The organism is Arthrobacter sp. P1_C12_2, assembly GCF_056406415.1.
On record NZ_JBFUAF010000022.1, the window covers coordinates 13,357 to 39,788 of the forward strand.

Sequence of the window (26,432 nt, forward strand, 5' to 3'; positions counted from 1 at the left end):
TTGTCTTGGGGGCGTTCGGTGCGCGTCAGCGGGACGGCCGGCCCATGGCCCGGACTGTCCATCCGGCCGAACGCCAATGGTCAATGTCCAGGGTGTTTCTGGCGTCAAGGATGCGGGGTGAGGTGACCAGGCCCAAGAGGCGGGCGGGGTCCAACTGCCGGTACTGCGACCACTCGGTGAGGTGGACAGTGAGTTCCGCACCCTCGAAGGCTTTGTCAGCTTCATGGGTGTAGTTCAGCATCGGAAAGACGGCACGGGCGTTGTCGACCGCTTCCGGGTCGTGAACCCGGACGTGGGCGCCTTGGGCTTGCAGGGCTTTGGCGACCTTCAATGCCTGGGAATCACGGACGTCGTCGCTGTTGGGTTTGAAGGCGGCACCCAGTACCGCGACGCGCTTGTTCATGAGCGTTCCGCCGAGCATGTCCCGGGCCAGGTCTACGGCGCTCGCCGGACGGCTGACGTTGATCCGATCTATGCTCTTGAGGAAATCGAGGCTTTCGCCCACCCCCAATTCCTCTGCGCGGGCCATGAAGGCACGGATGTCCTTGGGCAGGCAACCGCCGCCAAAGCCCACCCCAGGGGCGAGGAACCGGCTGCCGATCCGGGAATCGTGACCCAAAGCCGCCGCCAGAGGCATGATGTCAGCGCCGGCGGCCTCACAGATGTCGGCAATGGCGTTGATGAAGGAGATTTTGGTTGCGAGGAAGGCGTTGGCAGAGACCTTGACCAGTTCAGCGGTGGCGAGATCCGTGCAGATGAAGGGTGTCCCTGCCGCCAGCACCGGTGCGTACACTTCACGAAGGATTGTTTCGTCGTCGGCGGAGGTCACGCCGATAACCAGCCGATCCGGATGCAAGGTGTCGTCGACCGCGAACCCCTCCCGAAGGAACTCTGGGTTCCAGGCAACCTTTACCTGAGTCCCCGAGGGCGCCAACCGAGTGACCATGTCGGACAACCTGGCAGCCGTTCCCACCGGCACCGTGGACTTTCCGACGAGCAGGCACGGCCGTTTCAGATGGGGAGCAAGCCCTGCCACGACGGCGTCGACGAACTTCATGTCTGCGGCTGTGGAGTTGGGGGACTGCGGGGTTCCGACGCAAATGAAGTGAACGTCGCCAAAACCGGCGGCCTCCTCCAGAGACGTCGAAAACTTCAGTCTTCCCGCGGCGATGTTCTCCCGCAGCAAGTCCTGCAGGCCCGGTTCGTAGAAGGGCGTGACGCCGCGGGAGAGCTGGTCGATCTTGACGGGGTCAACGTCCACGCCCAGCACATCGTGACCGAACGAAGCCATTCCGGCGGCGTGTACTGCACCCAGGTAACCCGTTCCAATGACGGTAATGCGCATAGTGAAGCTCCTTCAGGCAGGGGTATTCAGCTACTGAATAGAAATGAAAGGTCCGCGAACGGCAGCTCAGGCTGTTTTGGCCAGCGCTTCGGAACGGACGATCGATGCGGGCCGGGCGCCTTCAAACTGGGCGCCGGCCACCGTCTCGGCGGCGGCACGCACCTCAAGGGGCTTCGATTCGAAGAAAGAGACCGTGCGGCGCAAGCCGACCCTTGTGGGGATCTGCGGCTTCCAGCCGAGGCGGCTGCCTGCGCGGCTGATGTCTGGCTGGCGGCGCGTGGGATCGTCAACGGGCAACCGATGGAATTCGATGAAGGACTTGGATCCGGTGATCTCCAGGATCATTTCGGCCAGTTCCAGAACGGTGTGCTCCGCAGGATTTCCAAGATTAATGGGTCCGGGTTCGTCGCTCTGGAGCATGGCCATGATTCCGCGGACCAGGTCATCCACATAGCAGAAACTGCGCGTTTGGCTGCCGTCTCCGTAAATAGTCAACGGTGCACCGTTGAGCGCCTGCGTGATGAAGCTGGACACCACCCGGCCGTCGCCTGGCCGCATGCGCGGCCCGAAGGTGTTGAAGATCCGAACGATGCCAACGTTTACACCGCAGCTGCGCGCATATGCCATGGAGATGGCCTCGGCGAAGCGTTTTGCTTCGTCGTATACGCTGCGCGGGCCGATGGAGTTGACGTTCCCCCAGTAATCTTCCGTTTGCGGGTGCACGGCCGGATCGCCGTACACTTCGCTGGTGGACGCCAGCACAAAGCGCGCGTCTTTTTTCAGGGCCAACCGCAAGGAATTTTCCGTCCCACGGCTTCCCACTGCGAGTGTCTCCAGCGGTAGCCGGTGGTAGTCGGGCGGTGAAGCCGGGCTGGCCAGGTGGGCGATTGCGTCCACGGGACCGTCAATCTCTATTCCCGTGCTTACGTCGGCATTGATAAACGTGAAGAGGGGATTGTCCTGGAACTGGTCGACGTTACTGAGTCTTCCGGTCGAAAGATCATCGACGCAAACAACCGTATTTCCGGATTTCAGCAGTGCTTCACACAAATGGGAACCCAGAAAACCGGCACCCCCAGTGACGATGACTCGCATGGTAGTTCCTAACCGCAAAACGGTTCAAATTGGTGAGTTTGACTCGATGTCGGTCAGAGTTTCTCTGGACGCGGCTGAACTATTTCTTTTGCCGCATGAAGTGAAACCCTTGCGCAATGCTGCTGGCACATGACATCGAAGCTGGACGTCATCGAGAAATGAGACCGGTCATCCCCAATGCATCGCGAGACCCGTTATTTCCCGCGATATCCCCAAATAATCTGACAAGTGAGAGCCTATGAACGGGATTACTCCCCAACACGAGTAGGCAGTACCCAAATTTAGGTATGGCAATCCGAGCAACTACGTGGTGACACCTGTACCGAGTACTCACATGGGCGCGGATGCAGCACTTGGAGCGGGTAGTTGGGTTCTCTATTTCGCGTATTTCGATGGCCCGCAACTGACGGCCTGACGTATTTAGAGGGACTTCACGGCGCCCAGCGTCCCGCAGTTGGCGGCCGTAGTCCGCCGTAGGACAGACTGTTGCCGTGAGCAACTCTCCTCGGACGGGCCTGGCCGTCGCCGGACTCAGTCTCGGCACGTCGCTGAACCCGTTGAATTCCTCGATGATCGCCGTCGCCCTCGTGGTGCTGCGCGAGGACTTCGGGCTCGACGTCGCCACGGTCACCTGGGTGATCACCGCGTTCTACCTCACCTCCGCGGCCGGCCAGCCGCTGATGGGCAGGCTCGCGGACCGCTTCGGCCCGCGGCGGCTGTTCCTGCTGGGCATGGGACTCGTGGCCGTGACCTGTGTGCTCGCTCCGTTTGCGCCGAACTTCGCGCTGCTGTGCGTGGCGCGGGCTTTCATGGCCCTCGGCACCGCGACGGCGTACCCGAGCGCCGTCGTCATGGTCGCGGCGCTGGCGCGGGAGGCGAACGTGAAGTCCACGCGACCGCTGGGCAGGATCCAGATGGCGAATACCTCGGCGGCCGCAGTCGGGCCCGTGGTGGGCGGTCTGCTGGTGAGCCTGGTGGGGTGGCAGGCGCTGTTCCTGATCAACGTCCCGCTCTCGCTGGTGGCGATCCTTGTGGTCCGGCGCTTTGCCCCGGCGGACGGTTTCCGGGAGCGCGGCCGGGTGTCGGAGCTGGTGCGGGACTCGGACCTACCCGGCATCGGGGCCTTCATCGGTGCCCTGGTGCTGGTGATGATGGCGTTGCTGAATGTGCTGCCCGCCTACCGGTGGTGGCTGCTTGGCGGCGGGCTGGTCCTCGCGGCGCTGTTCGCATGGCGGGAGCTCCGGTTCAGCCCGCCGTTCCTGGACCTGCGGCTGCTGGGCCGCAACCGCCCGCTCCTGCTGGTGTACCTGGGCTTCGCATTGTTCAACGGCGTCTACTACTTCGCGTTCTTCGGTCTGCCGCAGCTGCTGCAGACCGCCGGCGGATACAGTCCCGGCGTCGTGGGCGTCCTCATGCTGCCGCTGGCCGCGATCTCGGTGGTCGGGACGCCGTTCGCGGTCCGCGCGATCGACAGGTTCGGCGTGCGGCGGGTGCTGATCGCCGGCGTCGTGCTGCTCCTTTTGGCGTCGGCGGCGATGTGGCTGCTGTCGGTGTCCCTGGCCGTCCCGGTGGTGGTCGCGCTGACTGCCCTGCTGGGTGTGCCGTATTGCGTGGTCGCCATTTCCTCGAGCCAGGGCATGTACGTGTCCACCCGGCCGGAGGAGCGCGGGGTGGCCGCCGGGATCTTCCAGACCTGCCGCTACCTGGGCGCGATCACGGCCACCGTGCTGATCGGCATTTTCTACGGCAGCGGGGTCACCCAGGCGAACTGGGGGCTGATGGTATTCGTGATGCTGGGCCTGGGCGCGGTGGTGTTGATGGTGTCGCTGGCGTGGCGGGAGCGGCGGGCCTGACGTCGGGTGCCGGCGGCGCGAACTCCGACTCCGTCTCCCTGCCGGATGGGATCTCGCAGTCAAACTGATACTGCCGCAGGGCGTTGGACCGGGACGGGTGTTTGAGCTTCTCCATCGCTGTGACCTCGATCTGGCGTACGCGGTCGCGGGTCATGCCGAACGCTTTCGCGACGGCGTCCAAGGATTTCCCTGCGCCGCCCGTCACGCCGAAGCGCATCGCTATAACCCGAGCTTCCCGGGCCTCGAGTGTGCCGAGTACGGCATGTACCTGCGCCTTCATCTGTTGGTGGAAGAGTAGATCAGCCGCGTCGGGATCAGAGGGATCCAAGAGTTGTTCGGCCAGCGCTTCGGTCCCGCCGCTGCCGTCGGGCACTTGCCAGTCCAGCGAATAGATCGGCTTGTCCAAGGCCAGCAGATATTCGACGTTCTTGACCGAATTGTTCGTCAGCTGGCCAAGATCTTCATGACTGCAAAGGGTCCCTGTCATTGCGGCCGTCCGTTGTGCTGACCGGACTTTCTGCACCCGCTCGACGACGTCAACCGGGAGCCGGATAAGGCGTGCCTGATCAGCCAGTGCCCGGATGATGGCGTGCCGGATGCACCAAGAGGCGTAGGTGGAGAATCTGAATCCCTTGGTGAAGTCGAACCTGCAGATGGCCCTGTGGAGTCCCAGGTTCCCCTCCTGGATCAGGTCGAGAAGGTCGAGGCCCCGGTGGGTGTAGTGCTTGGCGATGGACACTACTAACCGGAGGTTGGCGTGGAGCAGCGAGTCGACGGCACGCTTGCCCAGAAGGACTATGGTTCGAAGCTCCGTTGTGTCCTGGCGGGGTGGCGATGTGCCATCCGCCAAGAGGTGTTCCGCGAGAAGCCCTGCCTCGATTTCTTGCGCCAGTTCAATTTCCTGCTCGGCGGTGAGCAAGTCGTATTGGCCCAGTCGGCGCAGGTAGTCCGCGACGACGTCGTCGGTGAATCCGCAGCTGGCTGACAGTAGTAGTTCCGGCCACCCAGGGTCATACGGCTCGAATGATTCAGGGACTGACGGAACTGCTGCAGGCGGGAAAGGTGTCCTGCCGATTGCCTCGTGGATCCGCTCAGCCATGTCATCCCCTGTCGGACGGTTCAAGCTTGTGAAGGCAGACTACGCGGCCGGTGTGACAAAAAGTTCGGAGGCAGGGGCGGACCTTGCAAAGGGCGATAGACGAGGCATCTTGACACTCTCAAACGCCGGGAATATCTTCGGCCTTAACGGGCCAGTTCGCCCGTTCCATCCTATTTGTCACAGTCTTCTCGGCACCCCGCGCGGCCCCTGCCCGGAATGGCTGGCGGCGTGGTTTTGCGGCCCGTCGAACAACGCGCTGGGGGATCCATCTCGGTCTCGCGCCTGCAAGGAGTCGGAAATGGCTGACGGGACTGGAATGATCAAGCGGTTTTACACAGAGGTGATTGGGGACGGAAACCTCTCCCTCATCGATGAACTGGTCAGTGACGACTTCGTTGATCACGACCCCCTGCCCGGACAATCGCCGGCCAAGGACGGGGTCGCGTACTTCGTCAACACGATGCGGGCGGCCTTCCCGGATCTCAAGGCCAAGACCACCGAACCGGCGTTGGTCGACGGAAACCTGGAGGCGCAATACGTGGTCCTGACCGGAACGCATCAGGGAGAGCTGATGGGCGTCGCGCCCACCGGGCGGAGCGTCGAATTCAGCGGCGTCGACATCATCCGCGTCGACGGCGGCAAAGTCGTCGAGCACTGGGGAGCCACCGACACCATGACCCTCATGCAGCAGATCGGCGCCGTACCGGAGTAAAGCCGCACCTAACGAAGCGGCGGCAAGGGGCCTGCCACGCGGAGGCCTCTTGCCGTCATGGTGTTTGGTGTGTCGCCGCGGGGGCGGGATCGGCGGCAGTCAGGGCATCTTGACACCCTCGAAGACCCGGAATATCTTCTGCCTTAACGAGGCTTTTTGCCCGATTCCCACTGGCATCTCCACAGTAATTCTCGGTGCCCCGCGCGGGCTTGCCGCCTGGCGACGGCGCCAGAAAGAGAGCCTCTTGGGGAATGGTCTGGGGGATGTAAATTTCGGTCTCTCGCCTACAAGGAGTCGGAAATGTCTGAAGGTGTTGGATTGATTGAGCGGTTTTACAAGGACGTCATTGAGAGCGGAAACCTCGCCCTCATTGATGAGTTGGCCGCGGACAGCTATGTGGATCACGAGGAGGCCCTCCCCGGGCAACCGCCCGGCAAGGACGGCGTTAAGTTCTTCGTGAACACGATGCGGACGGCTTTCCCGGACATCAAGGTCAAGGAGATCGAGCCCAAGGTGGTGGCCGGAAACCTGGAGGCGTGCCATGTGATTCTCACGGGTACGCATCGCGGGGAACTGGCCGGCATCCCGGCAACGGGCAAGAGCGTCGAGTTCGATTGCACTGACATCATCCGTGTCGAGGACGGCAAAGTGGCAGAGCACTGGGGCACCACGGACAACCTGAGCCTCATGCAGCAGATTGGCGCCGTAGCGGTTGCCTGAACTGAGGCGACCAACAACAGGGCCTACGCACGCAAGGGCCGACGCGCGCAGCAAAAATGGCTGTCCTCGTTCCCCACAGGGAAACGCGGACAGCCGTTCGACGTCGGCGGCGTTAGACACCGACGTCGGCGTCGTTCCTCAGGTGCGACTATCTAATGCCGCCTGCAATTTCTCGAACGACTCAGTCCAGCCGTTGCGGTGCAGGTCAATGCGTTCGTCCGTCAGGAACGGTCCCTGCGAGAGCACCAGGCGCGTGCCTTCGCCGGTACTCCCGAGTGAGAGGTCGACGACCGTCTCCCGGTCGTCCGGCGTCGGTTCCTCCCAGCGGAATGTGTACACCAGGCGCCACGGTGGATCGATCTCAAGGAACTCGCCTGAGAGGTGGAATGGTTCGCCGTCCGGTGGCGTCATGGCGAAGCGGTAGTGGCCGCCCGCCACGAGGTTGACTTCCGCCTCGGGGATGGTGAAGCCGTGTGGACCCCACCACTTCACCAGTTCGGTCGAGTCCGTCAGCATCCTGAAGACTTCTTCGGGGGGAGCACCGAGCGTGCACTCCAAGTTCAGGACCAGCCCGCCCGTCTCCTCGTTCCCAGTTGGCTTACTCCCTGTTTCCTCATTCCGGGTTTCCTCATTCATTGTTCAACTCTGGCATCCTGCGGACGGTGACGGAAGCGGGTCGGGCTGGCAGGCACCTGCCACGTCGGGAGCATCCGCGGCCTGCCTTCCGTCACGGCCTGGCAGGGCAGCGTTTTGTAGCCCTCCTGCTCGAACAGTGACCCTTCAGCCCGATGCCATGCAGCCCTGTTTCCGCAGGCCAAAATCGGTCCATAATGGCCCCATAAGCTTCGGGGACCCCTCACACCGGTGGGCGGCGCGGCGTCGAAGAGTCCCAGGTGGCTGCCCCCGCTCGGCGCAGGGGCGGTCACGGCCTCCGGACAGGTATTCCGGGGACCGAAACCGGGGGGAGCATCGCCATCGCTGCGGTCATCAACGCACTGAAGGGAATCATCATGCTCAAGGATTCAAACATCATCGCTGTCCTCCCCGCGAAGGACATCAACAGGGCGCAGGAGTACTACCGGGACAAGCTGGGAATCGAACCCTCTGAATCCATGGAGGAGGGCAGCGTCATGTACAGCTGCGGACAAGGAACCCGCTTCCTTGTCTATCAGACAGACAATGCCGGGACCGCGAAGAACACCCAGATTGGCTGGGAAACGGACGACCTCGAACGTGAGATGGAAGAACTGCGTGGCCGCGGCGTCGTTTTTGAAGACTACGATTTTCCCGGTCTGAAGACGGAGAACGGCATTGCCACCGCATCCTGGGGGAAGGCAGCCTGGTTCCTGGACAGCGAGGGGAACATCTTCAACATCTCGCAGCGCGCGTAGGCCGGAGTCTGGCACCGATCTACGACTCATGGCATCGCTGGGGGCAACGACGCCGGACGGAACCGGCTCCCGCCGTCAAGGCGGGGGCCGGTTTCAGGGTGGCTACCAGAGTCCAGAACGCGGGCCCCTGGAAATCAGTGCATCAGGCCTTGGGCTCGTACGCCTGGGGGAGCTTCAAGCCGCGTTCTTCCATAACCGTGCGCAGGCGGGTGGGGTAGTCGCTGATGATGCCGTCCACACCGAGGTCCATCAGCCGTGTCATGTCCGCCGTGGTGTTGACGGTCCACGGGATGACCGGCAGGCCCAACTCGTGGGCGTCGGCGATCATCTCGGGGGTGACGGAACTGAAAGCGGGGGAGATGACGTCGTAGCCCTGGGCGGCCGCCGCCTTGGCGAGGGATCCGCCATAGGTGTCGATGTCGATGCCGCCGAGGTTGGGGCTGGCGCCGGGCTTGCCGACCTCGAGCCAGGCGTCGCCGCTGGACAGGGCGACGAGGGGCAGCTGCGGGGCGATCTTCTTGGTCAGGTTCAGCGAGGACCAGTCGAATGACTGCACGGTGCTGCGCCCGGCCATGCCGGCGGTGTAGATCTCGGTGACCACGGCCTTGGTCAGGGCCACCATGCCCTCACCGCCGGACTTCCCGTCCTCCACCTTGGTCTCGATGTTGAAGCGGACCTTCTTGGCGTCGGCGTCGCGCACAAGCCCGAACACGTCTTTGAGCTCGGCGATCCGGTTGCCCTCGATGACGTCCTGCTCCGGGTACCCCTTTAGCTGGGTGAACCCGCAGTCCAGCGTCTTGATCTGCGCGAGCGACAGCTCGGCCACCCGGTCACCGACGTAAGGGAAGGCGGCGTCGCCCGGGGTCACCGGCGCAGTGTCGCGGCACTTGTCCGCCTGGATGGTGTCGTCATGCCAGACGATCACCTTGCCGTCCGAGGTCAGGTGGGTGTCCAGTTCCAGCGTGGTCACCCCGAGCTTCAGCGAGTTGGCGAAGGCGGCCAGGGATTCCTCGGTCCACTCGCCGCGGCCTCCGCGGTGCGCCTGCAGGTCAAAAGAGCCGTTGCTCTCGTTGGTCTTGACGCCGGCTGTTGCGTTTGCGGCAGCCGTTCCGGCAGCGTTCGACGACGGCGCGGAGCCGGCTTCGGGGTTGGAAGCGGCGACGGCGGGACTCGCCAGCGAGGCGATGAGCGCGGCGGCGGCCGCGGCAATCAGGGGTGTGCGCATGGTGATGGTTTCCTCCTGGGTGACGGTTACCGGCGTCGTGCCGGCGACCCGACCACCGTAGGGAGGTGAGATGGACTGTTGTGTGCGGGGAACTGGACCTTGGGTGAACACAAAGAGACGGGACCCAGCGAGGATGTTGGAGACGCCGATGGGCCGTGCAGAAACTGCCGCAAAAAACGGCCGGGCAAAGGCCGTCCGCTTCAGCACCCTGGAGGCAGTGTGCCGGGTCCTCAAGTGCCAGCCGGGTGAAATGCTGGAATTCGTCGAGGAAAGGACAGGTTATCTGCCACGGCGGGCGTCCTTGCAGGGGGTTATTGAAACCGACTTCGGCCTGGCCCGGCCAAGGACGTGTCCACGTGCGTTATGCCGCCAACCCGCTCGGGACCTTCACTGCGTGCTGCGGAGCCCGGGTGGCGGCGAGCCGCTTCGCCACGTACCTCGCGTCCCGGCAGACGCCGGGGAGGGTTTCCGATGCTGCTGCGAAGATGAAATCTTTCCCCAGCAGGTACAGGCCCGGCAGGGCATCCACTATCCCGCGGTGCTGCTGCTCCCGCCAGTCCGCGGGCAGCGCCGGGATGTCCAGCCACGGGTAGGCCTCGGTGAAGCCGGTGCACCAGATGACGTTTGCCACCGGAAGGCCCTGACCGTCGTCGAGAATTACTTCGCCGTCCTGGACTCCGGCGACCCGCGGTACCAGGTGGACTCCGGCTGCGCCGAGGTCCGCGAGCTTGGTGCGGATCAACGGCGTAGCCATGGCTGCCATCTTGGGCAGCGCTTTGCGCCCGACCGGCGTGTTGGTGTTCAGCACGTGCAGCCCGGCGAAGCGGACCACGGGGAGGAAGAAGCGGGCCGCGGTCCGGCCGTGCCGGAACGGGATCTCGGCACTCGGCTTGCCGGCCAGCCAGGTTTCATGCGTGCGGCTGGTCTCCAGGGCGATCTCCGCTCCGGAGTTGCCCACCCCCACCACCAGGACGTGACCGGGCTTGAGCTGGGCCGGGTTCTTGTAGCCGTGGGAGTGGAGCTGCACGACGTCGGACGGCAGTTCCGCCGCAAAGCCCGGCGTCTTGGACAGCTGGCAGGCACCGGTGGCGAGGACGACGTTTGCCGCCGTCCAGCGCTGCGCCCCGGCCGTGACATGGAACCGCTGCCCGTCGTGGCTCAGCCGGGTGACGGCCGTGTTGGGCCGGACCGGCAGGTGGAACCGGGAGGCGTAGTCCTCCAGATAGTCCGCCTGCTCGTCCTTGGTGGGGAAGGCGAGGCGGTCGCCGGGGAAGGGCCGGCCGGGCAGGGCGTCGTACTTGGCGGGGGTGAACAGACGCAGCGAGTCCCAGCGGCTCCGCCACGCGTCGCCAACCCGTGTGCCGGCGTCGAGAATGACAAAGTTCCGATGCTGCTGCGCCAGGTAGTAGCCCAGCGCCAGGCCGGACTGTCCGGCGCCGATGATGACGGTGTCGACGGCGGCAGTGCCGACGACGCCGCGGGTGTCAGTTGCTGGGGTGGTGTTCATGGTGGCGCCTCCTGGCTGATGCATGTGCAGTTGGGTGTTATGAACACTCCGGAAGCGCAGGTACCAGCGGGGCCTTGAGCAGCATGGGCAAGTAGCTCACCGCGAAGATGCCGGTGGAAACCATTCCTGCGAGAACTGAAACGTTCATGCCATTAACGATATTTTTCGCCGCGTCACGGCGAATCGGGCGAATCACCCATTTCCCACGGCCGGGGAAAAATCGGGAATGGGTAGTTTTATGCAGGGCGGGAGGTCAGACGAGTCCGTGCTGGTAGGCGTAGGCCGTGACCGCGGCCCGGGAGGTCAGGCCCAACTTGGCGAAGATATTGCTCAGGTGCCGGGCCACCGTTTTTTCGCTGATGAACAGCTCGGCAGCGATGTTTCGGTTGCTCAGTCCGGAGGAGACGAGCTGGACCACCTCGGTTTCGCGGGCGGTGAGCGGCCCGGCGTCGGCGGCGTGATGAGCGTCGTTCCCGGTGGTTGGCGCCGGGGCTATCCGGGCGTCCGGCGCAGCGGGCGCCGATTGCTCAAGCTCCGATAGCGCCGGCGCGGCGCCCAGCTCGGAGAATACTGCCCGGGCTGCCTCACGCTCCAGCTGGGCGGATTCCTCATCGCCGAGCGCGGTGTACAGCCTGGCCATGAGGGCGCGGCAGCGGGCCGCTTCGAACGGTGCATCGAGGCTGAGCCAGCGCGACCACGCGCGGCGAACCAGGATCAAGGCAGCCGCGGGGTCGCCTTCGTGGAACAGGACAGAGGCCTCCGACTGCTCGGCGAGGGCGTGCAGCATGGGCCTGTCGATCGAGGCGCACAGCGAGGCCAGCTCCTCCACGGCGGTCCGTGCTGTCAGAGCGTCGCCTGCTGCCACTTCGATCTCCACCCGGGCGGCGAGCATCCCGCGCCGGTAGTCGGGGGCGGCACCGTCCATGGCCTGCCGGAGCAGGGACTGGGCCTGGTCAGGCCTGCCTTGGGCCAGGCGCAGGAGCGCCAGCCCGGGCTGCGGCGGGAAACCGGTCTCCTGGGCGTGCAGGTAGGAGGCCTCGGCGGCGTCGAAGTCGCCCCGGAGCCGGTGGATTTCGCCCTGTTCGTAGAAGCCGCCGTAGGTGGCCATATGGTCGCCGTGGAAGGCGAGGTCCTGCGCGGTTTTGGCAGCGTCGATCGCCTCGGTCCAGGCGCCGTGCAGCCGGTACAGCTCGGCCCGGTGCATCTGGCACTGGCCGCTGAAGGCCACCACGTTCTGTTGCGAGTCGCACCACCTGTCCAGCGCCCGCGTCCACTCGTGGGCGCGGCGCAGGTCAAAGGCCAGATGGCAGGTTTCGATCATTGCGCAGTAGATGATCCCGGCGGGGATAGGGGAGATTTCCCCGACGGTGACGGCGACCATGGCTTCGTCAAGCAGGGCCAAGCCGCCGTCGAACTCGCCCAGCAAGATCTTTGCCTGCCCGAGGCCAAGCGTACCGAGGGCCGCCGAGTCAGCGTCGCCGCGTGCCCGTCCGAGGTCAGCGGCCCGGATGAAGGCTTCCGCGGCGGCGGCGCCGTCGCCTTGGTAGAGGGCGCCCAGCCCGGCGGGGATGGACAAAAGGCCCTCGCAGGGGCAGGGCTCGGGCAGGTCGTCGACGATCCGGTGGGCGCGGGCGAGCCAGCCGGCGCTGCGAGCCGGTTCGCCCAGCAGGATGAGGTTCATCCCGGTCCAGGCAGCGCAGCGGACGGCGGAGGGGTAGTCGCCGTCGGCGAGGTATTTCAGGTGCGCCCGGGCCAGGATGTCCACTCCCTCGGCGCCCCGGCCGGTGAGGATGACGGACGTGGCCAGCTGTTCCAGATCGCTGGCCGGAAGTTCGGCGTCGTGGTCGGCAGCGGTGTACTGCCCTACGGCGTCCGGCCAGCGCCGTTCGGCGTAGGCTTCCCGGCCGTGTGCGAGTGTAGACATCGCGCCTCCCGTTCCCGGCGGCGGGTCTGAGCCTGTGGGCGCTGCCCGGCCCGGCACTCGCGGAACCGGTGGTGGGCGGCGCGGCCCGTCATCTGCTTTTCAGGCTACCGCCGGGGTTAAGGGGCGGCAAGGTGCGGGGCCTAAGCGCTAACAGGCCCGGGCATTCGATCACGACGGCGGCGTCCGCCAGAGCCCGTCGATGATGCAGCTCGTAGCTGTCGAACACGTCAGGCGACATGGTTGCTGAATGGCCAAATTGACGTAATAATTCCCGGTCCCGGCGTCCCATAGGAGAACCTTCACCGGAAGTTCCCAGCCAATACTCATGTTTCCCGTCTATGTGGTTATAGTTCCTCGTGGGGGATTGATCTGTCTGGTATGGCACAGGGCTACATCTCAGTGACACCGCATGGCGGAGAAGCCGCCCAGGGAATCGGCCAAATAAGTAAGACAGGAACTGCCATGACAGAGAATCAAACTATTCCGGACGCCAAACGTGACGGCAAGGCTCAGGCCGCCGCGGACAAGGCATATCGCAAGGCATCGCGGCCTTGGTTCAAAAAGAAGCGCTTTCTTTTGCCTCTGATCCTTCTCGTGATTATCATCATTGCCTCGGTTTCCAACGGCGGAAAGAAAGACTCCTCTGCTGCCATCTCTCCTTCCACAGACGCTTCGGCCGCGGCGCCCGCGGCAGCGGCTGCGGCGCCGGCAACAGCGGCTTTCCCGGGCGCCAAGGACAGTGACGTTGTTGGAAAAGCCGGTGCCGCCCTCAAGGTCGGCGACGCCACTGTTACGTCTGCCCCAATCGCGAAGGGTGACGCAACATTTGGGAAGACCATTTGCACGGCAACGACAATGAGCAACGGGTCGAAGGAAACGATTTCCTTCAATGCGTTCGACTGGAAGCTCCAGACTCCTTCTGGCACTATCCTGAATCCTGGCTTCACAGGCAGCGATAACACGCTTAACTCCGGTGAGATCGCTCCGGGTGGTAAGGCCAGCGGTGACGTGTGCTTTGACAACAAGAAGGCCGAAGCAGGCAAGTTCGTCGTCCTCTACGAGCCGGTCTTTTCATTCTTCTCCGATCGGGCCGCTTGGACTAATTCCCTCTAACCATCATGACGGAAGGGCCCCCGAGTTCACTCGGGGGCCCTTTTTGGGAAAGTTCACCTCCCAAACAAGAATTAGAGAAATTGCTTGGGACGGAGCGTCAGTCCCGCAGCACCCAAGCCGCGTTGTTCGGCTGCAGCCAACCAGCCTCCTCGAGCGGTGCGGCGCTGAGCAGCACCGTCCCGGCCGGGAGTTTGGCCGATTCGGTTCCCATTGCGACGGCGACGAGGAAGTGCTCGTTGCGTTCGCAGATCAGCAGGTTCCCGGCGTCCACCCGCCAACTGCCGCCGTCGTCCGCGGTGAACACCTCGTTCTTCCACAACTGCCGGCGCAGCTCCAAAGCAGTTCGGGTCAGGTTCGGCGTGGAGTGCGGGTCCTGCTGCTGTCGGTCGATCGCGTGCGTTCCCCAGTCTTCAGGGATCGGTAGCCATGGCTCGCCTGCGGAGTCAGCAAGCGAGAAGCCGTGGTTCAGGCCAGTGTCTTCGGTCCAGGGCAGCGGCACACGGGCGCCGTCGCGGCAGACGCCGCCGCGGGCCCACATCGGATCCACCCGGGCCTCCACCGGGACGTCGACCTCAGGCAGACCGAGTTCCTGGCCCTGGTAGAGGTATGCGGCGCCGGGCAGTCCGAGCAAAGCCACCAGGGCAGCGCGGGCTCGGGCGCTGCCGGGCTCGCCGCCGCCGAAGCGCGTGACGGAGCGGACGATGTCGTGGTTTTCCAGTGCCCACGTCGGGGCGGCGCCGTGGAGCTGCCGGGCGGCCTCGAGCTCGTTGCCGACGGCGGCCCACGCCTCCGGCTCCCAGCCGAGTTTCACGAAGGCGAAGGCGAAGGCCTGCTGCATCTCGTCCGCGCGGGTGTAGCGGGCGGCGCGGGCCGGTTCCAGGTTGACCTCCCCCACCAGCAGGCGGTGCGGTTCATACTTTTCTGCGAGGGTGCGCCAGCGGCGGTAGACCTCGTGGACGTCCTCCTGGTCCGAGACCTGCGGGTTGGACCGCAGCCCGTCCACAACCCCGCCCGTGGAGGGCGAGTCCGGCAGCCCGTCGGCCTTGAACAGCGCGTGCGCGACGTCGATGCGCAGCCCGTCCACGCCCTTATCGAACCAGAAGCGCAGCACGCCGTCGAAGTAATCGCCGACGGCGGGGTTGCGCCAGTTCCAGTCCGGCTGCCCGGCCGAGAACAGGTGCAGGTACCAGTCCTTGTCCGTCTCGGACTCCGGGTTGGCGCGGCTCCAGGCCCGGCCGCCGAAAACGCTCTGCCAGTTGTTCGGCGGGACGTCGTCGCCGGAGCCTTCAACAAAGTGGAACATGCCCCGCTCCGGCGACCCGGGGCCGGCCGCGAGGGCCGCCTGGAACAGCGGGTGCTCCGAGGAGCAGTGGTTGGGGACGACGTCGAGCAGGATCCGCAGACCCAGCGCGTGGGACTGCTCCAGGAGCGACTCGAACTGTTCCATGGTGCCGAACAGCGGATCCACGCCGCAGTAGTCGGTGACGTCGTAGCCCTGGTCCACCTGCGGGGAGGGCTGGAACGGGGTCATCCAGATCCCGTCAACGCCGAGCGAGGCGATGTACGGCAGCCGGGCAATGAGGCCTGCGAGGTCGCCCACGCCGTCGCCGTCGCCATCGGCGAAGGAGCGCGGGTAGACCTCGTAGATGACGGCGGACTGCCACCAATCAGGGGCCTGCGCGATCGTGGTTTCCTCGAGCGAGCCGGGAGCAGGGCTCATTTGCTCGCGCCCGCGGTGAGGCCTTCGACGATCCGCCGCTGGAAGATCAGCACCATAATGACCAACGGTACGGTGACGATCACGCCGGCGGCCATCTGCTCGCCGAAGGGCGCCTGAAATTCGGTGGCGCCGGTGAACTTGGAGATCGCGACCGTGGCGGTCTGGATCTTGGGGTCGTTGATCATGGACAGCGCGATGATGAATTCGTTCCAGCTGTGGATGAAGGTCAGGATCGCGGTGGTGAAGACGCCCGGCGCGGCGAGCGGCAGCAGGACCCGGCGGAACGCCTGCCACTTGGTGCAGCCGTCGATCATGGCGGCTTCCTCGAGGTCGAACGGCAGGGCCTTCATGAACGTGGTGAGGTTCCAGACCGCCAGCGGGATCGCGAAGGACAGGCTCGGCACGATCATCGCCTGGTAGGTGTTGATCCAGCCGAGGTCCGTGAAGAGGCGCAGCAGCGGCACCACCACGGAGATGCCGGGGAACATCGACGTCGCGATGATGACGCCCAGGATCACCGACTTGAAGCGGAAGTTCAGCCGGGAGATCGCGTAGGCGGCGAAGACGCCGAGCAGCAGGGCGAACACCGTGGTGGTGCCGGCGACGATCAGGGAGTTCAGCAGCGCCTGGCCGAACATGGTGGAGCCGTCGAACACCTTGGCGTAGTTCTCCAGCGAGAACGGGGCCGGCAGGAGGGTGTTGTCGAAAATGTCGGCGGTGCGGCGCAGGCTGGAGACCAGCATCCAGTAGAACGGCGCCAGGCAGTAGGCGAAGATCAGCGCCAGGCCCAGGTACACCGAGTAGGAGCGCCACGTGCGCGGCGCTTTCGGCTTGCCTGTGTTCGATTTGTCAGAGCGGCCGACGGCGGCGGTTGCGTCGGGCGCGCTGGCACCGGAGGCGCCCGGAGCGCCGGAGTCTTTGGCGGCGTTGCGGAGGTCGGAGATGGTCATCGGGTGGCCTCGGCCTTCTTCTGTTCGGCGGTTGCCTGTTCAGCGTTCGCCCGCGTGCGGGTTGCCTTGATGCGGGACTTCTTCGAGATGAGTTTCAGTTCCTTGGCGCCGGTGACGTCGGCGCCGAGGACCTTCACGAACACGATCGCGACGACGGCGACGTACAGGAAGAGCATGATCGCGAACGCGGAGGCGGAGCCGTAGCGGAGCTGGTTGGACTCGTCCCAGGCGAGCATGGAGAGAGTTTCCACGGATTCCTTGCCCGGGCCGATCAGCACGAACGGGAGATCGAACATGCGCAGCGCGTCGAGCATCCGGAACAGCACGGCCACCAGCAGGGTGGGCTTGACCAGCGGGAGCGTGATGGAGCCGAGCTGGCGCCACCAGCCGGCGCCGTCGATCTTGGCCGCCTCGTAGACTTCGCCGGGGATGACCTGCATGCCGGCGAGGACCAGCAGGCCGATGAACGGGGCGGTCTTCCAGACCTCGGCGATGATGATGGCCGCGCGGGAGGCGTTGCCCTCGGCGGTCCAGAGGATTTCGCTGCCGAGCAGGGTGTTGGCGATGCCGTCGGACTGGAAGATCCAGCGCCACAGCAGGCCGGACACGGCGGTGGGCACGGCCCAGGGGACAAGGATGCTGGCGCGCAGGAAGGAGCGGCCGCGGAACGCGCGGTTCATGGCCAGGGCCAGGCAGAGGCCCAGGACGGTCTCGAGGAACACCGTGGTGACGGTGAAGAACGTGGTGTTGCCCAGCGCGTTGAGGAAGCGCCGGCCGGATTCGCCGACAAACACGTCCGCGTAGTTGGCCAGGCCCACGAAGGATTCGACGTCGGCCACGAAGCCGTCCGCGTCCAGCCCGGATTCGGCGCGGTAGAGGGACTGATGCACCGCGGCGAGCAGCGGGTACACAATCACCAGGGCCAGCACCAGGATGGTGGGGGAGAGCAGCAGCGCGGCCATGCGGCCTTCACCGGCGGTGCGGGTGCCGCGGTGGCCGCGTTTGCGCGGGCTGGCTGGTTGGGGCGTGCCGGTCTGCGCGCCGGCGGGCGGAGCGGTCGTCGTCGTCATTCTGGGAACCTCACTGGGGTTGCAGCTGCCGGGCCGGCCGGGGTGAACCGGCCGGCCATTGCGGTTGCTATGGGGCGGAGTTACTTGGCGGAGAGCTCGGTGAGCTTGGCCTGCATGTCGTTCAGGGCCGTGTCCGTGTCCTTCTTGCCGGTGATGGCCGCGTACGCCTCTTCCTGGATGGCCTTGGTGGTGGCGCCGTACTGGACCACTTTGGGGCGGGGCTGGGCGTTGTTCAGCGAGGTCAGCAGGGTGGGGAAGAACGGGCGCTTGGCAACGACGGCGGGGTCCGCGTAGAGGGAGGCATAGGCCGGGGCGCGGGAGGACAGAGCGAGACGCTTCTTGGCCTGCTCTTCGCTGGTGAAGAACTTGATGAACTCCAGGGCGGTGGCCTTGTTGGCGGTGAAGGGCGAGATGGCGAGGCTGCGGCCGCCGAGCGTGGAGACGCCGGGGCCGTCGGTGCCCGGGATGGAGGTGATGCCGAACTTGCCGGCCACCTTGCTGGAGCCGTCCGTGGCGCTCAGGGAGGCGTGCAGGAAGGGCCAGTTGCGCAGGAAGACGAGCTTGCCGTCCTGGAACGCGCGGCGGCCCTGCTCTTCGAGGTAGGTGATGGCGTCGGAGGGGAAGAGGCCTTCCTTGAAGCCGTCAACCAGCAGGTTCAGGCCCTCCTTGGCCTCGGGGGTGTTGACAGTGGGCTTGCCGTCAGCGTCCACCACGGTGCCGCCGGCGGAGGCCACGGCCTCGGAGAAGTTGACCGTGAGGGCCTCGTTCTTGTCGAACTGGCCGGCGTAGCAGGACATGCCCGCGGCCTGGGGGAGGGCCAGGATGGCCTTGCAGGCGGTCTTCATCTCGTCCCAGGTCTTGGGCGGGGCGGCGATGCCGGCGGCCTTGAGCAGGTCCGAGCGGAAGTAGAACAGCGCGCCGTCGGTGTAGTACGGGGCGCCGACCAGGGTGTCCCGGTAGGTGGCGGCGTTGACGGTGGCGGGGATCATCTTGTCCGTGGGGATCGCGTCCGCGGGCAGCGGCATGATCCACTTGTTGGCGGCGAATTCGGAGGTCCAGACGACATCGAGGTTCAGCACGCTGAAGGTATCCGACTTGATCTGGGCATTCTGGATCAGCTGCTGGCGCTGCTGGTCCGCGGAGTCCGGCAGTTCGATGAACGTGACCTTTTCCTCCGGGTGGGCGGCGTTCCATTCCTCGATGCTCTTGTTCGCTGCACCGGAGGCGTCGCGGTTGGAGACGTAGTTGATGGGGCCCTTGCCCTCGAAGGACGCGGCAGCGGCCTTCGGTGCGCTCTTTGCGTCCGTGGCGGTCCCGCCGCAGCCGGTGAGGGCGACGGCGGCGACAGTCAGGGATGCGGTGGTGGCGAGAAGAGTCTGCCAGGTGCGGCGGCGCTGCCTCATGTGTTGCTCCTTGTTTTCTTCGGTGGTGCGAGCTGGGTGGTGCGGGTGGTTTGGTGCATGCGGAATCGCGGCGGTGGTTGCCTGGTGGCGCGGGGAAGCGCCGGCTGTCGCCGTTGGGGGTGGTTTGTTGGGGTCTTGGCTAGCTGACTGGGACTTGCGCGCCGGCTTGTGCGCCGGGCGGGGCGGGGTTCGCCGGTGTTGAATTGGGCGGTGGTGAATTGACCGGCGCGGTGGAGCCGCGCTCGATCAGCCGGTGCGGCATGATCTTCGTCCCCAGGTCGCGGGAGCGGAGCAGCTTCTTCACGGCCATCCGTCCCATCTCCTCGAGCGGCTGGGCCATGGTGCTCAGCGGCGGGTTCACGTGCAGGGAGGTGGAGGTGTTGTCGAAGCCCAGGACGGAGACGTCCTCCGGCACCCGGAGTCCGCGCCGCTGCAGTTCATTGACGACGGCGGCGCCCATCTCGTCGCTCATCGCGAAGATCGCCGTCAGGCCGGGTTCCTGCTGCAGGAGCTCGTCCGCGCCGGCCGCGCCGCTTTCGTAGAAGAAGCTGCCCGTGGCGGTCACCGGGGTGCAGCCGGCTTCGGTCATGGCGCGGAGGTAACCGCGTTTCCGGGGCTGGGCGACGTAGACCGACGCCGGATCGCCGGTCAGGAGACCGATGCGCCGGTGGCCGAGCCGCAGCAGGTGACGGGTCGCGTCGTAGGCTGCCTGCTCGTCGTCGATGGCCACGCTGGGGGAGCCGGACTTGTCGCTGATGGCGACGGAGATGATGGGAACGTTGGGCCCCAGCAGCTGCCTCGTCTCCGGCGTGATCACCGCGGAGATGAGGATGACGCCGGCGGCCCGGTAGGTGCGCAGGGTCCGGAGGTAGCCGGCGATGTAGGCGGACTTGGCGCCGGTGCGGCCGAGCATCACGGCGTAGCCGCGTTCCTGAGCTTCTTCTTCCACGCCCTGCATGACCTGGGAGGCCAGGGCATCGGAAACCATGGGGGCGAGGAGACCGATCACGGAGGTCTGCCGGGTCTTGAGGCCGCGGGCGAGGTAGTCCGTTTCGTAGCTGAGGCTCTTGACCGCGGTTTCGACGCGTTCCCGGGTCTCGTCCGAGTAGCCGACCAGCCCGTTGACAACCCGGGAAACGGTGGCCGGAGAGACGCCGGCGTGCTTGGCGACATCGCGTATGGTGACCACTGTTCCTCCTCCCTGAGGGTGTCTGCTGGCTGATGTCAGCGTTACGTAATCGGTTTCGGAAAACGGTTTACGTAAACGGTTTCGTTGCGTGCAGGATCAACAGTAAGGGGTGGTTGTGGGATCGCGTTGCGTTTCGTAAACGGGAGATCAAAGACAAGGGCCTGGGCAGTATGGGTCTGCTCATTGGCGGGCCAGGAAGTCCGGTACGACGCCGAGATGAGCAGGCTGTCCCTTCTCGGTTCGCGGATGAGACCGAGGCCGTCGAACACGGCTGGACGGAAGTTGGACAGGCACTCGCACTGACCACCCGTCTAGCGGATCAAGTCGATGCGATCGCGAAGTTGCCGCGACACTTCCGATGGAAATGCAGCCGCTAGACTTGGCTCTTGATTGAACATATCCATCATCCGAGAGGAAAATCCTTGGCGGTTTCATCTGATCTGCAGCAATACACCGTGGCGGACTTTCTTGAATGGGAAGAGAAGAAACAGTTAAAGCTCAACCCCGAGTTTCAGCGCGGTAAGGTTTGGCCCCCGGCTGCCAGAACGTACCTTATCGACACAATCCTCCGACGCCTGCCAGTACCTAAGATTTACGTTCGCACTCGAGTCGATCTGCAAACTAAAAGATCATTCCGTGAAGTCGTCGATGGTCAGCAGCGGCTTCGTGCAATCCTGGATTTCGGTAACAACCGATTTGCGTTGGGATCTCGAGCCAAGGATTTCGCCGGTAAACGCTACAGTGATTTGTCCGAAGAAGAACAAGAACGTTTCCTGGGTTATCAGTTGTCTGTGGATCAGCTGATCAATGCTTCGGACGCTGATGTGCTTGAAGTATTTTCTCGGTTGAATTCATATACGGTCCCTGTCAATCCACCGGAGCTACGACACGCAAAGTATCAAGGTGAATTTAAGTGGTCCGTCCATGAGATGTCGAGCAAATGGACGACTCTGTGGGAAGAGTTTCGCATCGTTGGGGCACGAGATGCAGTACGGCTATTATCGGATTCCTTGATGGCCGAGCTGTACGGCGTAGTACTCGAAGGAGTGAAAGATGGAGGGCAACCCAAGGTCACTGCACTTTACGAACGCGTCGATAAGGACTACGAGCGGGGCTCTGCGGAGCATGTCGTGGATTCAACGTTGGAGTATATCGTCAGCAACTTGTCCGAAGTCTTGGACCAGACAGCAATCTCGAACGCTCCGCATTTCCTAATGCTGTTTGCGGCTACCGCTCATAGTCTCTTCGGAATACCGCAGGGAGAGCTGCAGGGAATTCCGGAGGCCGGAAAGCCCGCGTCGCGCGACGAGATAGTTTTGCGGCTGTTCCAAATCGGGGAGCTCCTGGAAACCGATGAGCCGCCTGCGGCAGCGTCGGCCTTCTGGAAGGCATCGACATCCAGCACACAGCGGATTAGTAGCCGGCGCGTGAGATTTCCCGTCTATCTGTCCGCAATCCAGGGGAAGTCGCTTGGCTGGTGAACCTGGGCGCGCGCTATTGGCGTTTTAGTAGGAAGGCCGCGTCCATCGCTGAAGCTTTTCAGCACGCGACCTTGCCACTAACGGACCCAGGCTGCGAAGTGCCCCACGCATTGGCAAGGGAGAACGCGCTGATTCAGCTGCAGGATCAATGGAGTTCATTCTGTCGCGACCTAATTGTCGCTTCCTGGCAGGGTGGAGTCACGACGCTCGGTGGGACTGTGATTTCGAAACGTCAGGGCTCCAATTCAGCCTCAGCGGCGATGGTAGCCCTAAGGTCCACGTACACAGGCAGGTCCAAAAAATCACGGTACTGGGAGCCGAAATGGTTTGATCCAGCTGAGACTATCGAGGCGGCAGGTCGCTTGAAGATTCCGAACCTTGCAAGCGTCTCAGGTGGGATCGGGATATCACCGGCTCCTCTGGGCGAGTTGCGTGCTGCCCGGAATTACTTCGCCCACCGAGGGCAGGAATCAACACAGCGACTGGCGAGCTACATTTCAGGACCAATCACCGATACCGCTGCGCACGCCCACGTAACTCGCTTGACGCTGGGAGGAGTGCCGGCGTTCGTGAGGTGGGCTGCGGAGATGGATTCGATGGCGCGCGCCTCTGCCATCTAGTGCCCGTCCTGGGCCATCCACCACGTTTGGGCGTCACCACCCCGGCCCGCTCCCATGGCCACCTTAATCCGACGGCCATCCACAACAGGGAGTACTTAGGAGATAAAATCCCTTTTGACCTTCAACCTGCTTGCGGAGGGGAGCGGGAGAGTCTGCGCAAAGGTACTCTCTCGCGATTTCGCTGCCTTCGCTAGGTCCTGTCCTAGTCGGAGCGCTGTCAAGCTGGCTAGAGAACAACTCGCCACAGATCGGCGCCCTCTTCCACGACGCCTTTTGCCTTCATTGATGCCAGCAGGACCCTTGCGGCTTCCTGTTCGGACGGAGGGTATGACTCTAGAATCTGACCCAGACGAAGCCCAGTCTTGTAGATGGAACTTGGGGCACAGAGCCGCTGAAACTTCCGAACGAGCTCCAACTCGGACTCACTGAGTCGCATAACTTTTTCGAGTAGTTGTGAACCCAATCCAACAGCCGCGCCTATCTCGATACTTTGACTGGCGATTGTAGTGGCCAAAAACGCGTATACGGCCGCGCGAGTGGTCGATATCCCCTTGACTTGGATAAAAAGCTTTGATCGCTCGAGGACCAGGCCGAACATTCCTGGGGGAAGCTTTTGAGGAGAAACGACTTTAACAATTTCGGCGCGATGGGCCGTCGATGCGACTGCCGACCGGAACAATACTGCCACGACATGCTGGATCTCCGCAGGCGTTTCTGGCGCTAAGCCCAGACTGCTGAACCAAGAACGGGTGTCTACACCCTCTATGATCAAATCATTCACAATATGCTTTCCTAAGTAGTTCTATGAGACAGCGACATCAGCACGACCGGCTTGATTGGTTATTAGTCATCAAGATAAATGCAGTCTCTCCCGAAACCGAGAAGAATCATTTATAGACGTTATTTGAGAAGTGGCCCACTGTCCACTAATCGATGGGGAAGCAAACTTCGGTCCAAAGGTTATTAGCATCCCGTTTCACTCGTTCTGAATCAGTCGCGACTTCAGAGTCCGCTCGAATCACTTCGTGCTTATGATCCTCTAGAGCGTCCATAAGTTCGCGCTTCGGAATGGCATCTTTCCAACGTTTGACGAAGCCCCACGGAAGCATTGCCGTGGCACCTTTGGCCCAGATGTCTTCGACAAAGTGCTTTGATGTGCCATTATGAGAGCCGTGATGGCCAATTTTATATAGAGATATATCGTTCAGGAACGTTCGCGATTCGGGATCATCCAACACGTGTTCCCACGCTCCGTGTTGAGAGTCACCGGGAAATAGTAACTTTGTCATCCCAACTTGCAATACGAAGAACAGGCTTGTGTTGTTTATTGAACGCTCAAGCATGGAAGCCGCCCTAAGAATGCTTTCTTCGTTGATCATTTTCTTATTTGATATTGATTTCCGTGCCGCGCGAAGTTCAGACGTCATGGACAGCGAAGGAACGTGATACTGCGGATTGAACAGGGCAGTTTCACTCCCAGCTTGTCGAGATTCAGATTCGCGAAGTCCGTCTAGCCGCAGCCATCCTACGCGTTTGGGAGGGTTCATCGATTTGATCCGCTCTGGATCGCGCGATGGACCTAGTATGCGTATGGTTCCCCAGCCGTCGCCAACGGGCAAGACATTGTTTCTCTCGTCCAAGGATGGGAGAAAGCGAATTGTCGGGTGAATGCCTTTGAACCCCTTGCCGTTGCGTCCCAAGAGTCGGTCTGCGGCCATCGCATTTCGACTGGAGTTAAGAGCAAAGTCTTGAGCGCACCGCATATCATGTGGCCAAGCGCCTGGCTGCATATTCTTCGTAATTCCATTAATCATTCTGAGCAAAATGTTTGCAGTCTCTTCTTGCGACTGACGAAGTTTCTGGGCGCTTGGATCCGAGTCATCCTCAATGAATGGTAGCCACACTTCACCCACGGAGACGTTCTCCCATGCGGCCAAAGCAAATCCTGATATGTGGTCCTCATGATGATGAGTTGCCACGACGACATCCACATGTGGATGAATTTTACCCTCGTCCGTTAAGTCGAATATGAGAGTATCCACTACGGCGGAAATTGAGTTTGTTCGACCTTGGCGGTGTGTGCCGCAGTCGACAATCATTCTCCAAACACCTTCAGCGCGCCGGACTGTGACTAGAAAACAGTCTCCGAATCCGACATTGTACATTCGCACGGCTACAGTAGCTTCGGAAGCTTGCATATTAATTCTTGCCCTCGGCTGCGTCTAGATGCATTTCGGAGAAGTTCACGAGTCCAGGAGTGGCGCCAATCGTCCAAGGTGTCATGTCATCACTGTCTTGTACCCTGCTATACCAAGTCCGGATATCGTCTAGCCGTTGTTCGGCGGCATGTTTTTGTTCGGCTGACATGGAGGCGAGCTTAGGGTCTGTCGCAGATTCTGGTGACATGGGGAGAGGCTTGGAAATTACGTGTTCGACGCGCCCATCAACAGCGGCGATGATAGTTGTTCCAGCGCGGAAGATAGGGCGCTCATCCTCTTTGAGCAGCGAGTTTTCGAAGTCCCTACGTCGTTGTACTAACTGGATGACTATCTCGGGGCGCGCCAGATGGTCGGCCGATTGTCGGAAAGCAACGTGGATGCCGTCCAACGATATTTGCAGAGCAGGATCAAATCCAAGTTCAAGAGCGTTAGCCCTTGCCCAGTAACGCAAGCTACCTGCAAGGTTTCTATCGCGTCTGCGTCGACTCCCCAGCGGGCTCCCGAAGGGGCCGGCCTCACCGGCTGAATCCAGGTCCATTGTCGCGGAAAGTATCAGGCCCGGCAGGTCGATTCCGTTGGCGGTGTTCAAATTAAGTGGACTCTCGGGGGAAGGCCACATGAGTGATTCATCGGTGAGCGATGCCACGCTACGTGGAACTATTCCTCGCCGCCTAAATGCCTCCACGAGGTTGCCACGAAGCCGAAGGTCGTCATCTGGAAACACGGACCTGTCAGCAGTCACTATGGCTCGCACCACATCACCAAAATTGACGTCGACAGTGGGAAGGTAGTCGAAGGCTCGCACCACAATCCCCAGAATACGATCTGCCGTCTTTACTGCAACATCCGCGATCCGATTCACGAGATCTGGATTTAAACTCCCGGCGGGCAGTACACCCGATCCGCCGGACGCGATCCTGAGGAGGTCAGCGATGCCAGATTGATAGCTCTCCAGGTATGCGTCGAAAATCGCCAAGACGAATATTTCCCCGCGCTCATGTGGTTCAAGCGACGCGCGGAACGACTTGGGTGCGCCGGCCTCGTCCACTGCCGATCTAAGTGAACCGCCACGTCCTGAAGAGACACCAAACTCGCGGGCAAGGTCGAGGAGACCTGCATTTTTTCGCAGGTCTCCAGCGGTTGCGGCAACCGCTTCACGTACAACATCTTGATGAATGAAGTGCTGAAAGAGCGCGACGAGATCCGCAAAAGCTTCATGCCATGCGGCTACGTCAGGATTACTCGATTCAATGAAACGCTGTCTTAGTCTGTGAACAATTGCATGCGTAACCTCATGTGCGATTATGTCGTTTGACAAGCATGTGAACATCATCTGGTTGGGGATGTTTTCCCCCGGGTTTTCTTCATGCGCTCGGTAGTATCCGAACAAGATTGCCCGGCGCTGCGAATCAAAATACGCGTTCTGACCCTCAAATGCGTGTGGCACCAATCGAAGCGTCTGCTGATACCGCCACCGGAAACGTCGACCAATAAATCGTTCGAAGCGCTCAATGACGCTCATAGCAACGGCATACACGACTTGTTGATGCGATCGAGGATCTCCCTGCGACGGGCGTAACCCATCCTGTGAGATCAACCATGGATCGTTCAAATCTACTGGGGCATACCATTCGTTCCTGACTTCATCAAAATCGACGACGTGCACAAGCTTGCCATAAGGGCCGGGCTTCAAACCCGTCTCAAAGGGGATGTCCACATGGAGAAATCGACCGGAGAGTCGAGTTGACATGGGGTCGAACGCGAATGTCCGTAGGCGGCGCCGCTGTGGAGGTGGA

At 62.7% G+C, this 26,432-nt stretch carries 21 protein-coding genes and 1 pseudogene; 7 read left to right on the top strand and 15 right to left on the bottom strand.

Features of this window, described 5'->3' with window-relative positions:
- Positions 1-25 precede the first annotated feature (25 nt).
- Both AC1DZQ_RS19320 and AC1DZQ_RS19325 read right to left on the bottom strand, forming a co-directional pair.
- Positions 26-1,345 (bottom strand): UDP-glucose dehydrogenase family protein, encoded by a 1,320-nt coding sequence (locus AC1DZQ_RS19320; RefSeq protein ID WP_476965016.1) that lies wholly within the window; start codon positions 1,343-1,345, stop codon positions 26-28.
- Positions 1,346-1,411: 66 nt separating this feature from the next.
- Positions 1,412-2,440 carry a UDP-glucuronic acid decarboxylase family protein gene (locus tag AC1DZQ_RS19325; protein WP_476965017.1) on the bottom strand — a complete coding sequence of 343 codons (1,029 nt, stop codon included), beginning with the start codon at positions 2,438-2,440 and terminating at the stop codon, positions 1,412-1,414.
- 491 nt (positions 2,441-2,931) lie between these two features.
- Between AC1DZQ_RS19325 and AC1DZQ_RS19330 the strand changes: the two genes are divergently transcribed.
- A complete protein-coding gene (locus AC1DZQ_RS19330) occupies positions 2,932-4,293 on the top strand; it encodes an MFS transporter (protein WP_476965018.1) in 1,362 nt (453 codons plus the stop codon).
- Here AC1DZQ_RS19330 and AC1DZQ_RS19335 read toward each other — a convergent pair.
- Complete coding sequence (locus AC1DZQ_RS19335) at positions 4,196-5,392, bottom strand: sigma-70 family RNA polymerase sigma factor (protein ID WP_476965019.1); 1,197 nt, start codon at positions 5,390-5,392, stop codon at positions 4,196-4,198. The genes AC1DZQ_RS19330 and AC1DZQ_RS19335 overlap by 98 nt on opposite strands.
- A 298-nt stretch (positions 5,393-5,690) precedes the next feature.
- Between AC1DZQ_RS19335 and AC1DZQ_RS19340 the strand changes: the two genes are divergently transcribed.
- Together AC1DZQ_RS19340 and AC1DZQ_RS19345 are read left to right on the top strand one after the other, a co-directional pair.
- A complete protein-coding gene (locus AC1DZQ_RS19340; RefSeq protein ID WP_476965020.1) occupies positions 5,691-6,104 on the top strand; it encodes an ester cyclase in 414 nt (137 codons plus the stop codon).
- A gap of 300 nt (positions 6,105-6,404) precedes the next feature.
- The gene (locus AC1DZQ_RS19345; protein WP_476965021.1) at positions 6,405-6,824 is read left to right on the top strand and encodes an ester cyclase; all 420 of its coding nucleotides are present in this window, start codon (positions 6,405-6,407) and stop codon (positions 6,822-6,824) included.
- A gap of 138 nt (positions 6,825-6,962) precedes the next feature.
- Here AC1DZQ_RS19345 and AC1DZQ_RS19350 read toward each other — a convergent pair whose 3' ends face one another.
- Entirely contained in the window at positions 6,963-7,460 is a 498-nt protein-coding gene (locus tag AC1DZQ_RS19350; RefSeq protein WP_476965022.1) for an SRPBCC family protein, read from the bottom strand.
- A gap of 374 nt (positions 7,461-7,834) precedes the next feature.
- Between AC1DZQ_RS19350 and AC1DZQ_RS19355 the strand changes: the two genes are divergently transcribed.
- A complete protein-coding gene (locus tag AC1DZQ_RS19355; RefSeq protein ID WP_476965023.1) occupies positions 7,835-8,215 on the top strand; it encodes a VOC family protein in 381 nt (126 codons plus the stop codon).
- A gap of 142 nt (positions 8,216-8,357) precedes the next feature.
- Here the strand turns inward: AC1DZQ_RS19355 and AC1DZQ_RS19360 are convergent, their stop codons facing one another.
- On the bottom strand, positions 8,358-9,440 hold the full coding sequence (locus AC1DZQ_RS19360) for a glycerophosphodiester phosphodiesterase family protein (RefSeq protein ID WP_476965024.1): 1,083 nt from the start codon (positions 9,438-9,440) through the stop codon (positions 8,358-8,360).
- 133 nt (positions 9,441-9,573) lie between these two features.
- On the opposite strand from AC1DZQ_RS19360, the pseudogene AC1DZQ_RS19365 reads away from it, so the two are divergent.
- Positions 9,574-9,711: pseudogene (locus AC1DZQ_RS19365) on the top strand (helix-turn-helix domain-containing protein); the annotation flags it as partial.
- 90 nt (positions 9,712-9,801) lie between these two features.
- Here the strand turns inward: AC1DZQ_RS19365 and AC1DZQ_RS19370 are convergent.
- Positions 9,802-10,947 (bottom strand): flavin-containing monooxygenase, encoded by a 1,146-nt coding sequence (locus tag AC1DZQ_RS19370; protein WP_476965025.1) that lies wholly within the window; start codon positions 10,945-10,947, stop codon positions 9,802-9,804.
- 253 nt (positions 10,948-11,200) lie between these two features.
- The gene (locus AC1DZQ_RS19375) at positions 11,201-12,871 is read right to left on the bottom strand and encodes a helix-turn-helix transcriptional regulator (RefSeq protein ID WP_476965026.1); all 1,671 of its coding nucleotides are present in this window, start codon (positions 12,869-12,871) and stop codon (positions 11,201-11,203) included.
- A gap of 462 nt (positions 12,872-13,333) precedes the next feature.
- Between AC1DZQ_RS19375 and AC1DZQ_RS19380 the strand changes: the two genes are divergently transcribed.
- Complete coding sequence (locus tag AC1DZQ_RS19380; RefSeq protein ID WP_476965027.1) at positions 13,334-13,984, top strand: DUF4352 domain-containing protein; 651 nt, start codon at positions 13,334-13,336, stop codon at positions 13,982-13,984.
- 97 nt (positions 13,985-14,081) lie between these two features.
- Here AC1DZQ_RS19380 and AC1DZQ_RS19385 read toward each other — a convergent pair whose 3' ends face one another.
- From AC1DZQ_RS19385 to AC1DZQ_RS19405, 5 genes are all read right to left on the bottom strand, one after another.
- Entirely contained in the window at positions 14,082-15,704 is a 1,623-nt protein-coding gene (locus AC1DZQ_RS19385) for an alpha-amylase family glycosyl hydrolase (protein WP_476965028.1), read from the bottom strand.
- Positions 15,701-16,654, bottom strand: coding sequence for a carbohydrate ABC transporter permease (locus AC1DZQ_RS19390; RefSeq protein WP_476965029.1), 954 nt, complete (start codon positions 16,652-16,654; stop codon positions 15,701-15,703). Before AC1DZQ_RS19390 ends, AC1DZQ_RS19385 begins: the two co-directional genes overlap by 4 nt.
- Positions 16,651-17,724 (bottom strand): carbohydrate ABC transporter permease, encoded by a 1,074-nt coding sequence (locus AC1DZQ_RS19395; protein ID WP_476965030.1) that lies wholly within the window; start codon positions 17,722-17,724, stop codon positions 16,651-16,653. The genes AC1DZQ_RS19390 and AC1DZQ_RS19395 overlap by 4 nt, the downstream gene beginning before the upstream one ends.
- Positions 17,725-17,804: 80 nt before the next feature.
- On the bottom strand, positions 17,805-19,127 hold the full coding sequence (locus tag AC1DZQ_RS19400) for an ABC transporter substrate-binding protein (protein ID WP_476965031.1): 1,323 nt from the start codon (positions 19,125-19,127) through the stop codon (positions 17,805-17,807).
- Positions 19,128-19,266: 139 nt separating this feature from the next.
- Positions 19,267-20,316 carry a LacI family DNA-binding transcriptional regulator gene (locus tag AC1DZQ_RS19405; RefSeq protein WP_476965032.1) on the bottom strand — a complete coding sequence of 350 codons (1,050 nt, stop codon included), beginning with the start codon at positions 20,314-20,316 and terminating at the stop codon, positions 19,267-19,269.
- Between the two features lie 386 nt (positions 20,317-20,702).
- Here AC1DZQ_RS19405 and AC1DZQ_RS19410 point away from each other — a divergent pair, with 386 nt between their 5' ends.
- On the top strand, positions 20,703-21,797 hold the full coding sequence (locus AC1DZQ_RS19410; protein ID WP_476965033.1) for a DUF262 domain-containing protein: 1,095 nt from the start codon (positions 20,703-20,705) through the stop codon (positions 21,795-21,797).
- An 846-nt stretch (positions 21,798-22,643) separates the two neighbouring features.
- Here the strand turns inward: AC1DZQ_RS19410 and AC1DZQ_RS19415 are convergent.
- The 3 genes from AC1DZQ_RS19415 to AC1DZQ_RS19425 all read right to left on the bottom strand — a co-directional run bounded on the left by AC1DZQ_RS19415 (position 22,644) and on the right by AC1DZQ_RS19425 (position 26,353).
- Positions 22,644-23,198, bottom strand: coding sequence for a hypothetical protein (locus tag AC1DZQ_RS19415; protein WP_476965034.1), 555 nt, complete (start codon positions 23,196-23,198; stop codon positions 22,644-22,646).
- Between the two features lie 145 nt (positions 23,199-23,343).
- Positions 23,344-24,615: an MBL fold metallo-hydrolase gene (locus AC1DZQ_RS19420; RefSeq protein WP_476965035.1), complete on the bottom strand. Its 1,272-nt coding sequence runs from the start codon at positions 24,613-24,615 to the stop codon at positions 23,344-23,346.
- Between the two features lies 1 nt (position 24,616).
- Positions 24,617-26,353: a hypothetical protein gene (locus tag AC1DZQ_RS19425; protein ID WP_476965036.1), complete on the bottom strand. Its 1,737-nt coding sequence runs from the start codon at positions 26,351-26,353 to the stop codon at positions 24,617-24,619.
- Positions 26,354-26,432: the final 79 nt, after the last annotated feature.